Origin of the sequence: Rhodococcoides trifolii, assembly GCF_014635345.1 — a bacterium.
GTDB lineage: Bacteria > Actinomycetota > Actinomycetes > Mycobacteriales > Mycobacteriaceae > Rhodococcoides > Rhodococcoides trifolii.
This window is the reverse complement of the sequence record NZ_BMCU01000002.1, coordinates 630,823-644,689: the sequence shown is the minus strand read 5'-3', so window position 1 is coordinate 644,689 and position 13,867 is coordinate 630,823. Positions and strand designations below refer to the sequence as shown.

Annotated in this window: 12 protein-coding genes; 2 read left to right on the top strand and 10 right to left on the bottom strand. The window is 67.7% G+C overall.

Annotation, left to right across the window (positions count from 1 at the left end):
* Nucleotides 1–47 precede the first annotated feature (47 nt).
* Nucleotides 48–1,181, top strand: a complete 1,134-nt coding sequence (locus tag IEW02_RS10230; protein WP_188544682.1) for a PQQ-dependent sugar dehydrogenase — start codon at nt 48–50, stop codon at nt 1,179–1,181.
* Nucleotides 1,182–1,186: 5 nt separating this feature from the next.
* Here the strand turns inward: IEW02_RS10230 and gatB are convergent, their stop codons facing one another.
* From gatB to gatC, 4 genes are all read right to left on the bottom strand, one after another.
* Nucleotides 1,187–2,692, bottom strand: a complete 1,506-nt coding sequence (gene gatB, locus IEW02_RS10225; protein WP_188544681.1) for an Asp-tRNA(Asn)/Glu-tRNA(Gln) amidotransferase subunit GatB — start codon at nt 2,690–2,692, stop codon at nt 1,187–1,189.
* 81 nt (nt 2,693–2,773) lie between these two features.
* On the bottom strand, nt 2,774–3,808 hold the full coding sequence (locus IEW02_RS10220; RefSeq protein ID WP_229745925.1) for a 6-phosphofructokinase: 1,035 nt from the start codon (nt 3,806–3,808) through the stop codon (nt 2,774–2,776).
* An 81-nt stretch (nt 3,809–3,889) separates the two neighbouring features.
* A complete protein-coding gene (gene gatA / locus IEW02_RS10215; RefSeq protein ID WP_188544679.1) occupies nt 3,890–5,368 on the bottom strand; it encodes an Asp-tRNA(Asn)/Glu-tRNA(Gln) amidotransferase subunit GatA in 1,479 nt (492 codons plus the stop codon).
* Complete coding sequence (gatC, locus tag IEW02_RS10210; RefSeq protein ID WP_188544678.1) at nt 5,365–5,664, bottom strand: Asp-tRNA(Asn)/Glu-tRNA(Gln) amidotransferase subunit GatC; 300 nt, start codon at nt 5,662–5,664, stop codon at nt 5,365–5,367. The genes gatA and gatC overlap by 4 nt, the downstream gene beginning before the upstream one ends.
* A 159-nt stretch (nt 5,665–5,823) precedes the next feature.
* Here gatC and IEW02_RS10205 point away from each other — a divergent pair, with 159 nt between their 5' ends.
* Nucleotides 5,824–6,474, top strand: a complete 651-nt coding sequence (locus IEW02_RS10205; protein ID WP_188544677.1) for an ACT domain-containing protein — start codon at nt 5,824–5,826, stop codon at nt 6,472–6,474.
* Here IEW02_RS10205 and ligA read toward each other — a convergent pair.
* The 6 genes from ligA to IEW02_RS10175 form a co-directional block, all read right to left on the bottom strand.
* Nucleotides 6,442–8,589: an NAD-dependent DNA ligase LigA gene (ligA, locus tag IEW02_RS10200; RefSeq protein WP_188545274.1), complete on the bottom strand. Its 2,148-nt coding sequence runs from the start codon at nt 8,587–8,589 to the stop codon at nt 6,442–6,444. The genes IEW02_RS10205 and ligA overlap by 33 nt on opposite strands.
* Before the next feature lie 148 nt (nt 8,590–8,737).
* The gene (locus tag IEW02_RS10195) at nt 8,738–9,754 is read right to left on the bottom strand and encodes a methionine synthase (protein ID WP_188544676.1); all 1,017 of its coding nucleotides are present in this window, start codon (nt 9,752–9,754) and stop codon (nt 8,738–8,740) included.
* Nucleotides 9,751–10,827 carry a tRNA 2-thiouridine(34) synthase MnmA gene (gene mnmA / locus IEW02_RS10190; protein ID WP_188544675.1) on the bottom strand — a complete coding sequence of 359 codons (1,077 nt, stop codon included), beginning with the start codon at nt 10,825–10,827 and terminating at the stop codon, nt 9,751–9,753. The genes IEW02_RS10195 and mnmA overlap by 4 nt, the downstream gene beginning before the upstream one ends.
* Before the next feature lie 5 nt (nt 10,828–10,832).
* Nucleotides 10,833–12,044, bottom strand: coding sequence for a cysteine desulfurase family protein (locus IEW02_RS10185; protein WP_188544674.1), 1,212 nt, complete (start codon nt 12,042–12,044; stop codon nt 10,833–10,835).
* Nucleotides 11,944–12,915: a lysophospholipid acyltransferase family protein gene (locus IEW02_RS10180; protein WP_188544673.1), complete on the bottom strand. Its 972-nt coding sequence runs from the start codon at nt 12,913–12,915 to the stop codon at nt 11,944–11,946. Before IEW02_RS10180 ends, IEW02_RS10185 begins: the two co-directional genes overlap by 101 nt.
* Nucleotides 12,912–13,754 (bottom strand): GNAT family N-acetyltransferase, encoded by an 843-nt coding sequence (locus tag IEW02_RS10175; protein WP_188544672.1) that lies wholly within the window; start codon nt 13,752–13,754, stop codon nt 12,912–12,914. The genes IEW02_RS10180 and IEW02_RS10175 overlap by 4 nt, the downstream gene beginning before the upstream one ends.
* Nucleotides 13,755–13,867 lie beyond the last annotated feature (113 nt).

The window sequence follows — 13,867 nt, the reverse complement described above, 5'->3', positions numbered from 1 at the left end:
AGGCCCGTCCACCGATCGCACGAATCGCCGACCACATCCGTACGGTGATGACCATGAAGGGTCGAAGCGTCCGGCGCACTGCCGCCGTCGTGGCGGTTGCGTCGGTGACCATGGTGGGATGCGCACGGTTCGACGACTCGGCGTCGTCGCCGTTCAGTCCCGAACCCAGCGCCGACCCCGCTCAGATCGAACCCGTCGAGCCGAACGCGCCTCGCAGTTCCACCCCGCCGCCTTCGGTACCGCCCGGCCCGTGCGTCGACCCCGACGCGAACGTCGTGGCCACGTGCCTCGACCCGCTCTCGGGTCTCGTCGTCCTGCCCGACGGGGTGAGCGCTCTGGTCGCCGAGCGCAAGACCGGACGCATCCTGCAGGTGGCGTCCGGAGCCAGTCCGGTGGAGGTCGCGAAGGTGACCGTCGACGGGTCCGGAGACGGCGGGTTGCTCGACGTCGCCCTCTCCCCCACCTACGCCGAGGACCGGCTGATCTACGCGTACATCACCACATCGTCGGACAATCGCGTCGTGCGTATTGCACCGGGTGACGTCCCGAAACCCGTCTTGACCGGCATCCCTCGCGGGGGCTCCTCGAACGCGGGCGCCATCGATTTCATCGGCTCCCGCCTGCTCGTCCTGACCGGCGACGCCGGAAGCCCTTCGGCTGCAACCAATCCCGCGTCGTTGGCCGGAAAGGTGTTGCGAGTCGACGACATCGGGACCGACACCGGCTCCAAAGCGCCCCCGCAGGTGTTGATGTCGGGAATCGGCCGAGCCGGCGACATCTGCCTCGATTCGAACGGCAGCACCTACGTCACCGATGCGACCGCCACCGAGGATCGCCTCCAGCGCATCACGCCGGAGGGCACGACGGTGCCGTCGCCGGTGTGGACCTGGCCCGACCGACCCGGCGTCGCCGGTTGCGCTACCGGTCAGGGGTCGGTAGCAGTGGCACTCACCGGGCAACGCGCCGTCGCCGTCCTCGCCGTCGACCCGCAGACCAACGTCGTCACGACGGCGCCGTCCCTCGTCGCCCAGGATCAGTACGGCCGACTCTCCGGCGCAGCTGTGGGTCCCGACGGTCTGATCTGGGTGTCGACGGTCAACAAGGACGGCGGCACGCCGACCGCCACCGACGACCGGGTCGTGAAGATCCCGCTTCCGGCCGGCGGGGGCAGTACGGTCTGACCGGGCTAGCTGCAGGCCTCGATCACGAGCTCCTTGACCCGAGCCGCATCCGCTTGTCCGCGTGTGGCTTTCATGACCGCACCGACGATGGCTCCGGCGGCCTGGACCTTGCCGCCTCTGATCTTGTCCGCCACACCGGGGTTCGCTGCGAGCGCCTCGGCCACCGCTGCCTGCAGAGCCGAATCGTCCTGCTGAGAACCGAGATCCCGCGCCGCCATGACGGCGTCCGGCTCTCCTTCACCGGCGAGCACGCCGTCGACAACCTTGCGCGCGTTGGCGTTCGTGAGTTTCTTGTCCGCCACCAGCGCCGCGACGGCCGCGACCTGAGTCGGCGTGATCGGCAGATCCTTCAGATCCACACCCCGCGTGTTCGCCTGCTGCGCAAGGTAAGCCACCCACCAGCTGCGAGCCGCGTCGGCGTCGGCACCCGCGGCGACCGTGTCCATGATCAGGTCGAGAGCGCCGGCGTTCACGACGTCGCGCATCACCAGATCGGACCACCCGAGCTCGGCCTTGATCTTGTTGCGTCGCAACCACGGCAGCTCCGGCACGGTGGCACGCAGCTCCTCGATCCACGCGGCGTCGGGAGCGACCGGTTCGAGGTCGGGTTCCGGGAAGTACCGGTAGTCCTCGGCCGTCTCCTTCTTGCGTCCGGCGGTCGTGCTGCCGTCCGCTTCCTGGAAATGCCGGGTCTCCTGCACGATCTCACCGCCGTCGGCGAGAATCGAACCCTGCCTCCGCATCTCGTACCGAACGGCCACCTCGACGCTCTTGAGCGAGTTGACGTTCTTGGTCTCGGTTCGGGTACCGAACTCGGTGGCGTCCTTCGCCATCAACGAGACGTTGGCGTCACAACGCAGTGACCCCTGATCCATTCGGACGTCGGACACACCGAGCGCACCGATGAGCTCGCGCAACGCGGTCACGTAGGCGCGCGCCACCTCCGGTGCACGCTCGCCGGCGCCTTCGATGGTCTTGGTGACGATCTCGACCAGTGGAACGCCTGCGCGGTTGTAGTCGAGCAGGGAGTGGCTCGCACCCTCTATTCGCCCGGTGGCGCCGCCGACGTGCAGCGACTTTCCGGTGTCCTCCTCCATGTGGGCGCGCTCGATCTCCACACGCCAGGTGGTGCCGTCGTCGAGCACCACGTCGAGGAAACCCTCCACGGCGATCGGTTCGTCGTACTGCGAGATCTGATAGTTCTTGGGCTGATCGGGGTAGAAGTAGTTCTTCCGCGCGAACCGACCCCACGGGGTGATGCTGCAGTTCAAGGCGAGCCCGATACGGATCGCCGACTCCACCGCCTTCTGGTTGACCACCGGCAGCGCACCGGGAAGTCCGAGGCACACCGGGCACACCTGCGTGTTGGGCTCGGCCCCGAATTCGGTGGGGCAGCCACAGAACATCTTGGTGGCGGTGTTCAGCTCGACGTGAACTTCCATGCCCAAGACGGGATCGAACCGGGCGATCACCTCGTCGTAGTCCATGAGGGAGGCGGTAGCGGCAGTCATAGGACTAGTTTACGGGTAGGCCGGAGGCCGGTCGACGATAAAACAGTCGGGTAGGCCGGAGGCCGGTCGACGACATCGCAGTCACCCGAAGATGACCCGCATCTCCTGGTAGCGCTCCTTCGGAACGGTCTTGTGGTTGGCGAGGGCCTCGTCGAATCCGACCCGTGCGATGTCGGTTCCGTGCAGCGCGACCATCTTTCCCCAGCCGCCGTCGGCGACGAGGTCGACGACGGCCATGCCGAGGCGGGTGGCCAACACCCGGTCGAACGCGGTCGGCACACCGCCCCGTTGTATGTGCCCGAGAACCGTCGACCGCGTTTCGATTCCGGTTCTGGACTCGATCATCGGCGCCAGCCGTTCGCCGATCCCACCGAGACGCGGACGGTCGAACCCGTCGAGCCCCTTGGTCGAGTGCGCTTCGGACATGTCCGGCAGCGTGAACCCTTCGGCGACCACGACCATGGGCGAACGCCCGCGGTCCCGGACGCTGACCGCCCATGCGCAGATCTGATCGATGCTCTCGGGCTGCTCGGGAATCAGAATGGCGTGGGCGCCGCCGGCGATTCCGGAGTGCAGCGCGATCCACCCGGCGTGCCGGCCCATCACCTCGAGCACCATGCAGCGGTCGTGCGAGTTGCCCGTGGTGCGCAATCGGTCGATCGCCTCGGTAGCGATCTCGACCGCCGTGTCGAACCCGAAGGTGTAGTCGGTGGCGTCGAGATCGTTGTCGATCGTCTTGGGGACGCCGGCGATCTTGATTCCGTCTTCGAACAGCCGCTTGGACGCACTCGCAGTTCCTTCACCGCCGATTGCGATGACTCCGTCCACGCCGAGTGCGTCGAGCGTCTTCTGGATGTTCTTGGCGCCGCCGTCGGGTTCCTGATACGGGCCGACCCGACTGGTACCGAGGATTGTTCCACCTTGATTCGACAGCCCACGCACTCGACTGCGATCGAGTGGGATGATGTCGCCGTTCACTAGTCCCCGCCAGCCGCCGAGGAACCCGACGAAGTCCTGCCCGTACACCGCGGAGCCCTTCAGGACGGCGCCGCGGATCACGGCGTTGAGTCCGGGACAGTCCCCACCGCTGGTGAGGATGCCGATTCTCGTCATCAAGGACCTCCGTGCTCTTCGGTAGTGCGGGGCGTGCACGTCAAACCTAGGGAAGTCAGGCCCGCATTTCTTGTCGAGTGCCGATCAGATCGGCGGCTGTGGCAACTCACCGCGCGCCGCCTCGTACGCTGCCCCCACCCGATAGAGTCGATCATCGGCCAGCGCGGGGGCCATGATCTGCAGTCCCACGGGCAGTCCGTCCGCCAGACCCGACGGCACCGACATCGCCGGATGGCCCGCGAGGTTCGTCGGCAGGGTGCACAGGTCGTAGAGGTACATCGCGATCGGGTCGTCGACCTTCTCCCCTAGGAGGAACGCCGTGGACGGGGTCGTCGGCGAGACCAGAACGTCCACGCTCTCGTAGGCCTTGTCGAAATCGCGTGCGATGAGCGTACGGACTTTGAGCGCCTGACCGTAGTACGCGTCGTAGTAACCGGCCGACAGGGCATACGTGCCGATCATGATGCGGCGCTTGACTTCCGGACCGAATCCGGCCGCTCTCGTCATCGCCATGACCTGTTCGGCGCTGTGCGTGCCGTCGTCGCCGACTCGCAGTCCGTATCGCATTGCATCGAAGCGCGCCAGGTTCGACGAGACCTCGGACGGGAGGATCAGATAGTACGACGCGAGGGCGTGTACGAAGCTCGGGCAGGAGACCTCGACGACTTCGGCTCCCAGTTCGGTCAACTGCGCGACAGCAGCATCGAAGGAGGAGATGACGCCGGGCTGGTACGCGTCGGAGTGCAGTTCCTTCACCACACCGACCTTCACACCCTTCAGATCACCCGAGGCACCGGCGCGGGCAGCCGCGACCACCGCGGGTACGGGCGCGTCGACGGACGTCGAGTCCCGCGGATCGTGGCCGGCGATGACCTCGTGCAACAGAGCCGTGTCGAGCACCGTGCGGCCGCAGGGACCACCCTGATCCAGCGACGACGCGCACGCGATCAAGCCGTACCGCGAGACGGTGCCGTACGTCGGTTTGCACCCGACCGTGCCGGTGACGGCGGCAGGCTGACGGATGGAACCTCCGGTATCGGTGCCGATCGCCAGCGGAGCCTGGAACGACGCGAGCGCAGCGGCGCTGCCACCGCCCGACCCACCGGGCACGCGGGTGGTGTCCCACGGGTTGCGCGTCGGGCCGTATGCACTGTTCTCCGTCGACGAGCCCATCGCGAACTCGTCCATGTTCGTCTTGCCGAGCAGGGGAATTCCCGCGGCGCGCAAGCGCGAGGTGACCGTCGCGTCGTACGGCGACGTCCACCCTTGGAGCATCTTCGATCCCGCGGTGGTGGGCATGTCCGTGGTGGTGAACACGTCCTTGAGGGCGAGCGGAACACCGGCGAGACCGGACGCCGGCGCCTCACCCGCCGCGCGGGCAGCATCGACGACGGCGGCGGCGGCGAGCGCTTCGTCGCCGGCCACGTGCAGGAAGGCATGCAATCCGCCGTCGACCTCGGCGATGCGGTCGAGGTGAGCCTGCGTGACTTCGGCGGCGGAGACGTCTCCGGCTTGAATCTGCGCGGCGAGTTCGGCGGCGGTGTTCCTGGTGAGGTCGCTCATGCCTCCTCCCCCAGAATCTGTGGGACGGCGAACCTGCCCTGCTCGGAATTGGGCGCCTCGGCGAGCGCCTGCTGTGGGGTGAGACCCGGAATCACGACGTCCGGGCGGGTCACGTTGGTGACCGCGTGCGGGTTCGACGTGGGCGGCACGTCGTCGGCAGCGACGGCGGCAATGGATTTCACGTGAGTCAGGATCGAATCGAGCTGACCGGCGTACTCGTCGAGTTCGTCGTCGGAGAGGGCAAGACGGGACAGCCGGGCGAGATGGGCTACCTCGTCGCGGGAGATGGCAGGCATTGCCCGAGCCTAGTTGTCGCGCGTCCGGTGGATCAGCGCGGGCGTTGACCGGTTACCGCGTGTGTCGTGTAGGTCACGAGTGGTGTGTGCGGTCGATTGTCGGTGCCGGGAGTGCAAGGATGACGCGGCGGGCCGATCGTCGGGCCGGATGGGAGTGACGTGGCATATCTGTTGCGCGTGCAGCTCCCCGATCGCCCGGGTAGCCTCGGCGCCCTGGCTGTCGCATTGGGCAGCGTCGGGGCCGACATTCTGTCCCTCGACGTGGTCGAGCGGGGCGCGGGCTTCGCCGTGGACGACCTCGTGGTCGACGTGGCTCCGGGCGCGCTGCCGGACACTCTCATCACGGCCTCGGAGAAGATCGACGGTGTCCGTGTCGACTCGATCCGGCCGTACTCCGGCATTCTCGACACTCATCGCGAGCTGGAACTGATCGATCGGGTGGCCACGGCTCACGACGACCGTCTTCAGGTTCTCGTCGACGGCGCACCGCGGGTGCTCCGTGTGTCTTGGAGCACGGTGGTCGGCATGGGCGATCACGGAGCGCACCAGATCGTGGGCAGTCCGGGTGCACCGGAAACCCTGGCCAGCGAACTTCCCTGGATGCCGCTCGAGAAGCCGACCGTCCTCGATCCCGACGCGGACTGGGTGCCCGAGGTGTGGAAGAACATGGACACGCGCCTGGCCGCTGCGCCGCTCGGTACCACCGGCAAGGTGCTCGTGCTCGGCCGTCCCGGCGGCCCCGACTTCCGACCGTCCGAGGTGGCGAGGCTCGGTTACCTAGCCGGCATCGTCGCCACCGTTCTGTTCTGACTCCGGCGTGTCCGGTGCCTCGGGCCCGGCGAGCGGCGTGACAGCGTCCGGTCCGTCCGCGAGCAGCACCCGGAACCCGTCCTCGTCGAGAACGGGTACTCCGAGCTGAATTGCCTTGTCGTACTTGGTTCCCGGTGAATCGCCGACCACCACGAATGCGGTCTTCTTCGACACCGACGACGCCGCCTTTCCGCCCCGGCTGAGGATCGACTCCTTCGCACCGTCACGGGTGAACGTGTCGAGCGATCCGGTGACGACGATGGACAGGCCTTCGAGGTTGCGTGGAATCGATTCGTCACGGGCGTCTTCCATCCGAACACCCGCCGCGGCCCACTTGTCGACGATCTCGCGGTGCCAGTCGACGTCGAACCACTCGACGACCGCGCGGGCGATGGTGGGCCCCACCCCGTCGGAGTTCGCGAGTTCCTCTTCGGAGGCGTCGCGGATGCGCTGGAGGCTTCCGAATTCGCTCGCGAGGGCGCGCGCGGCGGTCGGCCCCACGTGCCGGATCGAGAGTCCGACGACGACGCGCCAGAGCGCCTTGTCCTTTGCCTTGTCGAGGTTGTCGAGCAGTCGGCGGCCGTTGGCGGACAGCGACCCCGCCTTGGTGGTGAACAGGTTCGTCTCGCGCAACGTCTCCTCGGTCAGCCCGAACAGGTCTCCCTCGTTCCGGACCACACCGGCCTCGAGCAAAGCAGTGGACGCCTCGTACCCCATGACCTCGATGTCGAAGACGTTGCGGCTCGCGATGTGAAAGATACGCTCCCGCAACTGAGCCGGACACCGCTCGGAGTTCGGGCAGCGAATGTCCGCATCGCCTTCCTTGGCCGGCGCCAACTCGGTCCCGCACTCGGGGCAGTGTGTGGGCATGACGAACGCATACTCGTCACCGGTACGCGCGTCGACGACGGGACCGAGCACTTCGGGAATGACGTCGCCGGCCTTGCGAATCACGATCGTGTCGCCGATCAACACCCCCTTGCGCACCACCTCGGACGCGTTGTGGAGGGTCGCGCGCTCGACGGTCGAACCCGCGACCAGCACCGGCGTCATGAACGCGAACGGGGTGACGCGGCCCGTCCGGCCGACGTTGACCTTGATGTCCTCCAACTTCGTGGTGGCTTCCTCGGGCGGGTACTTGTAGGCGATTGCCCACCGCGGCGCCCGCGACGTGGACCCCAACCGCCGGTGCAACGCCATTTCGTCGACCTTGATCACCTGGCCGTCGATCTCGTGCTCGATGTCGTGGCGGTGTTCACCCCAGTACGCGATTCGCTCGATCACCGCGTCGGCGCCCTGCACGCGGCGGGTGTGGGTCGACACGGGCAGTCCCCACGCAGCCAACGCGTCGTACGCCTGCGACTGCGACTCGGGTGAGAAGCCCTCGATGCGGCCGAACCCGTGACACGTCATGTGCAGTGTGCGACGCGAGGTCACCGCCGGGTTCTTCTGACGCAGCGACCCGGCAGCGGAATTGCGTGGGTTGGCGAAGGGCGGCTTTCCCTCGGCGACCAACGACGCGTTCAGCTTCGCGAAGTCCTCGAGCCGGAAGTACGCTTCCCCGCGCACTTCGAGGACATCCGGAATCGGGAATTCGTCGGTCGGCGTGAGCTTTTCGGGAATGTCGTCGATGGTCCGCGCATTGAGCGTGACGTCTTCACCGGTGCGGCCGTCGCCACGCGTCGCGGCGCGAATCAACCGGCCTTTCTCGTAGACCAGGTTCAGCGCGACGCCGTCGATCTTGACCTCGCACAGGTAGTGCAGATCCGTGCCCGTCTCCGCTTCGACCTTGCTGATCCAGGTACGCATCTCGTCGGTGTCGAAGACGTTGTCCAGCGACAACATTCGCTCGAGGTGGTCGACCGCGGTGAACTCGGTGGCGAACCCACCGCCGACCAGTTGGGTGGGCGAATCGGGCGTCAGCAGGTCGGGATAGTGCGCTTCCAGCGACTCCAGTTTCTTCAGGAGCGCGTCGAACTCACCATCGGTGACGACGGGTGAATCGCGGACGTAGTAGCGGAACTGGTGGCCACGAACCTCTTCGGCGAGCTCGACCCATTCGTCGCGCACCTCTCGAGGAGCAGGCACCGGTTCGCTGAGCTGGGTTTCCGCAATCTCGTCCACCAATGAAGGGTATCGGAGCACTCCGACACGAAGCCGGTCGATTCCGAGGTGCGAAACGGTTCACGTTCGTGCACTGTCGACGGAATCCCGCGCGGCGTCGCCGATAGTGAACCGTGTCGCATGCACTGGTCGACAGGGTTCAGAGCGAGTCCGGATCGTCCCCCAACGCCCGCTGCACGTCACCGACCAACGCCAGGGCCGTGCGCGCCCACGACAGCGACGCACCGGACAGACCACACACCGGCGAGACCGAGATCTGGTCCCGGAGCACACTGCGCTCGAAACCGAGCCGGTCGATCAGTTCCACCACCGGCGTCACTGCTTCACGCCAGGTCGGAACCCGTGCGGGCTCGGTGGTCGGCACAACGCCCGCGACGAGGGTGCCGCCTGCCTGCAGGATCTCCCCCACCGCGTCGTAGCGGTCCGGAGTGAGCAAGGACAGGTCGAACGACACCGCGGACAGGGTCGAGCGGCCGAAGACTTCGAACGGAACATCGCGAGCGCACGAGTGCACGGCCACCGGACGCCCGATGCGCGCCACCGCCTCGTCGAGGATCGACACGACGTCGGGGGCCGGGACCGCACGAGCCGAGTCGAGACTCGTGACGTCGCGGACCGTGCCGGCGAGTACCTCGGCCAGTCGCGGTTCGTCGAACTGGACCAGCACGTCGGCCCCCAACCGGCGAGCAACTTCGTCGGCATGGACGGCGACACCTTCGGCGATGGAGGCGGCGATGTCGCGCAGCGCGCCGCGATCGGTCAACGCGCGATGCCCGTTGCCGAGCTCGATCTCGGCGGCGATGGTGAAGGGGCCTGCGACCTGCACCTTGAGAAGACCGCTTCCGCGCAGACCCGCTGTCTCCCACACCTCTTCGAGGACGTCGAGGTCCTCGGCGAGGAAATCCGCTGCAAGGCGGCCGGTCCGGCTCGGGCGGGTCGAGATGCGGTAGCCGGACGTGGCGGCGTCCAATTCGATGTCGACGAGAAGTGCGCCCGCGCGTCCGATCATGTCGGCTCCCAGACCCCGCTTCGGGAGCTCAGCGAGGTGGGGCAGCAGGGGCAGCTCGCCGACGACGGAGGCAGCGGCCTCGCGTACGTCGGTTCCGGGCCACGACCCGACTCCCGTTGCGACCCCCGCAAACGGAGAAACGGTCACGCGGTGGCCGCGATGGTCCCGCTGCCGAGCACCACGTCGCCAGCGGAGTCCGGCCGGTACAGAACGGCCGCCTGCCCGCGCGCGACACCCGTCAGGGGCGCGCGGAGCGCGATCGTCGTCTCACCGTGCACCTCTTCGGCCACGGCATCGGCGAGTCCGCCGTGCGCGCGAACCTGCACAACGCACTCCACGGGGCCCTCGGGCGCCGAGCCGGACGTCCACACGGGCTTGGTGGCGGTGATGTTCCACACGTCGAGATCCGCAGCGGACCCGACCCGGACCGTTCCGGTCTCCGGCTCGATGGCCGTGACGTACCGGGGACGCCCGTCCGCGGCCGGGCCCTCGACGCCGAGCCCCTTGCGCTGACCGATCGTGAATCCGTGCACGCCGTCGTGTTCGGCGAGCACCGCGCCGCTGTCGGCGTCGACGACGGCGCCGGGCCGTAGACCGATGCGGGCGCCGAGGAACGCTTTGGTGTCTCCCGACGGGATGAAGCAGATGTCGTGACTGTCCGGCTTGTCGGCTACGGCAAGGCCGCGCGCAGCGGCTTCGTCGCGCACCGCAGGCTTCGGGGTGTCGCCGATGGGAAACATGGCACGCGCGAGCTGACGTGCGGTGAGCACGCCCAGAACGTAGGACTGATCCTTGTCGGCGTCGACCGCGCGCCGCAGGACACCGTCCTGCAGCCGGGCGTAGTGACCCGTCGCCACGGCATCGAAGCCGAGGGCCTCGGCCCGGTCGGCGAGCGCGGCGAACTTGATCTTCTCGTTGCACCGCAAGCACGGGTTCGGTGTCTCACCCGCGGCGTAGGAGGCGACGAAGTCGTCGATCACGTCTTCCTTGAACCGATCGGCGAAATCCCAGACGTAGAAGGGGATCCCGAGAACATCGGCAGCGCGACGCGCGTCACCCGCGTCCTCCTTGGAGCAGCACCCTCGTGACCCGGTGCGCAGAGTTCCCGGCGCCGTGGACAGAGCCAGGTGCACCCCGACCACGTCGTGACCGGCGTCGACGGCCCGCGCTGCGGCGACCGCGGAATCGACGCCGCCGCTCATGGCAGCAAGTACTCGCATTTCTCTTACCTTCCTGAGGCTGTGGCAGCCGATGCTCCGGCCATCCCGGCGGCCCGCGCCCGCTCGATCACGGTCGGCAGCGCGACGAGAACCGCCTCGATGTCGGCCCGAGTTGTAGTGTGTCCCAATGAGAATCGCAACGAGCCCCGCGCGAGCTGTGCACTGACACCCATCGCGAGCAACACGTGCGACGCGCTGGCCACACCCGCCGTACACGCCGAACCGGTGGAGCACTCGATGCCCGCGGCGTCGAGGAGCATCAGCAGCGAATCACCCTCACAGCCCGGAAAGCTGACGTGGGCGTTGCCCGGCAGCCGCTCGTCACCGAGTGGGCCGTTGACCGTCGCGTCCGGCACTTCGTCGAGGATGCCGCGCAAGAGTTCGTCGCGCAGGCCCTCCAGGTGGGACACGCTGTCGCTGCGCGAGGCGGTGGTGAGGCGCAGCGCCGTCGCCATGCCGACCGCTCCGGCCGTGTCGGGAGTTCCCGAGCGCACGTCGCGCTCCTGTCCACCCCCGTGAAGCAGGGGCTCGCACGCCACCGTTCGACCGAGGAGCAGAGCTCCGACGCCCTGCGGTCCACCGAACTTGTGGGCCGCGATGGACAGCGCCGACAGTCCGGAGCCGGCGAAGTCGATGGGCCGCGCGCCGACCGTCTGCACGGCGTCACTGTGGATCGGGATACCGAATTCCTGTGCGATCGAGGCAAGTTCGCGAATGGGCATGATGGTGCCCACCTCGTTGTTGGCCCACATGATGGTGATCAGTGCCACGTCCTCGTGTCCGGCAGCCAGCACGTCCCGCAGCGTCGAGGGCCGCACTCGGCCGTCGGCGTCCACCGGCAACCAGGTCACGTCGGCTCCCTCGTGGGCCACCAACCATTCGACCGTGTCGAGGACGGCATGATGTTCGACCGAACTGGCGATGACCCGTCGACGCTTGGGATCGCTCCCCCGGCGGGCCCAGTAGATGCCCTTGATTGCGAGGTTGTCGCTCTCGGTGCCGCCGGAGGTGAACAGGACCTCCGAGGGGCGCGCGCCGAGGTCGGCCGCGATGGATTCGCGCGATTCCTCGATTCGGCGCCGGGCTGCTCGACCCGCTCCGTGCAGCGAGGAGGCGTTACCGACCGACGAGAAGACGGCCGTCATCGCCTCGATCACTGCGGGCAGCATCGGGGTGGTGGCGGCGTGGTCCAGATACGCGACGTGTTGAGGTGCCATATCGCCTACCAGGATAACCGCTCCGCGACATCGCGACTTCCAGCAGATCGTGGTCGCGGCGGTGCACCGCGCGATGACTTGCAAGTGCCATCGTGCGTCGGTCGGTGTTCGGTACGACCTCGGACACGTCGACGCGTGCGCTCACGCCGCGGGTCCCGATGATCCCGTCGAGCGAGGACCCCATGGATTCGTCCCCGACGAACGCCGTCGCAGTACTCGGGACGCCTCCCTCCCCGACGTAAGAGATGGCAACAGGGAGGACCTGAGCGCCCGAGTCGATCGCGGCCTGGAACATTGCGGGACGGAACGATCCGAACGCGGTCCCGCACCACGTCGTACCCTCCGGGAACACGACAACGGTGCTGCCCTCGCGGAGGAGCTGCGCCACCGTGTCCACCGTCGAGGGAAGCGACCGCAACCGGGCTCGATCGATCGGCACCACGCGCACCAGGCGCGCGATCGTTCCCAGGACCGGCCACGCGAGGATGTCGCCACGTGCGACGAAGCGAGCCGGAAACAGCGCGGCGAGAACCAGGATGTCGGTCCACGACACATGATTCGCGACGATCAGGGTCCCCCGCCCGTCGGTGGTCGGCCGGGTGCCCGAGGTCGAGGTCGAGGTCGAGGTCGAGGTCGACGGAGCGTCCAGCCGGATTCCGACCGCGAACAGCAGGGCGCGCGCGCCGGAGGCCGCCACCGCGCGTCGCGCCCGTACGGGGAGGAATCGTGCGGCCATCAACAGTGGGAACACGAGCAGCACTGCCGCAACCAGCGCCCAGCGCGCCGCCAGGGTGACGAACCGGACCCGGTTGTCGCGGCCGTGGACACACTTCGCACCGCACGGACTCGACGGCATCCATGCGTGGCTCATGCCCGGCCCGATTCCACGTACGCCGCCGCGGATCGCAACCGGTCGAGGTAGCGGACGTTGGCGTCGGACACCCGAAGCAGCGACACGAAGTCCGCGACTCCGAAGTCGGGGTCCAGGGCCGGCTCACCGCAGAACGTCGCACCGAGCCGTAGGTATCCCCGCAGCAGCGGGGGCATCGCGGGCTTCGCCGAGGCGGGAATGTCGTCCAGCGAAACACCCTCCACGACAACCGGATTGAAGGGAACCGCACGATACGAGGACGAGTGCCGACTCATGAGCTGGTCGCGTACCCCACGGACGTGCGCGCCGACGGCCTCGCCGTCTCCGGAGTCCATCGGCACGGACACGCATCCCATGACGGCGTCGTGGCCGGTGAGGTCGAGGTAGCGCAGAATTCCGGACCACATCAGGCCGAGAACCGAGCCCGACCGGTGATCGGGTCGCACACACGCCCGTCCCATCTCGACGACGCGGTTGTTCTGTGCGTCGATCTCGGTGATGTCGAATTCCGTTGCGGTGTAATAGCCTCCGGCTGCGACGGCCGCCTCCGGTGGAAGCATGCGGTAGCACCCGACGAAGTCACCGGTCGCGTCCTCACGAACGAGCAGGTGATCGCAGTAGTCGTCGAAACGGTCGGCGTCCAGGTCGGCGCAGCCGGCGGGGAGTCGAAAACCTGGTTCGGAGCGAAACACGGCCGCGCGCAGTCGTTGTGCGGCGACACGGTGATGACGGTCGGTGGACACGACGAGGGAGTAGCGGCGGTCGACCGCGAGAACGTCGGGAACGAGAATGTCGGAGGCGAGAGCTGCGGAAGAACCTGTCATGACTGAACTGGTCATGGCGTCTGTCTATCGAGCGGGTACGACCCCAGCGCATCGCACGGGTTGCGTGTCGGCGGCAGTCCGGTAAACAGCGAACGAGGCGCACCTCGGGCGGGTGCCCGAGATGCGCC

Coding starts and splice junctions, on each gene's coding strand:
- IEW02_RS10230 (WP_188544682.1), top strand. CDS start 48: ATGACCATGAAGGGTCGAAGCGTCCGGCGCACTGCCGCCGTCGTGGCG.
- gatB (WP_188544681.1), bottom strand. CDS start 2,692: ATGACTGCCGCTACCGCCTCCCTCATGGACTACGACGAGGTGATCGCC.
- gatA (WP_188544679.1), bottom strand. CDS start 5,368: ATGAGCGACCTCACCAGGAACACCGCCGCCGAACTCGCCGCGCAGATT.
- gatC (WP_188544678.1), bottom strand. CDS start 5,664: ATGCCTGCCATCTCCCGCGACGAGGTAGCCCATCTCGCCCGGCTGTCC.
- mnmA (WP_188544675.1), bottom strand. CDS start 10,827: ATGCGAGTACTTGCTGCCATGAGCGGCGGCGTCGATTCCGCGGTCGCC.
- IEW02_RS10185 (WP_188544674.1), bottom strand. CDS start 12,044: ATGGCACCTCAACACGTCGCGTATCTGGACCACGCCGCCACCACCCCG.
- IEW02_RS10180 (WP_188544673.1), bottom strand. CDS start 12,915: ATGAGCCACGCATGGATGCCGTCGAGTCCGTGCGGTGCGAAGTGTGTC.
- IEW02_RS10175 (WP_188544672.1), bottom strand. CDS start 13,754: ATGACCAGTTCAGTCATGACAGGTTCTTCCGCAGCTCTCGCCTCCGAC.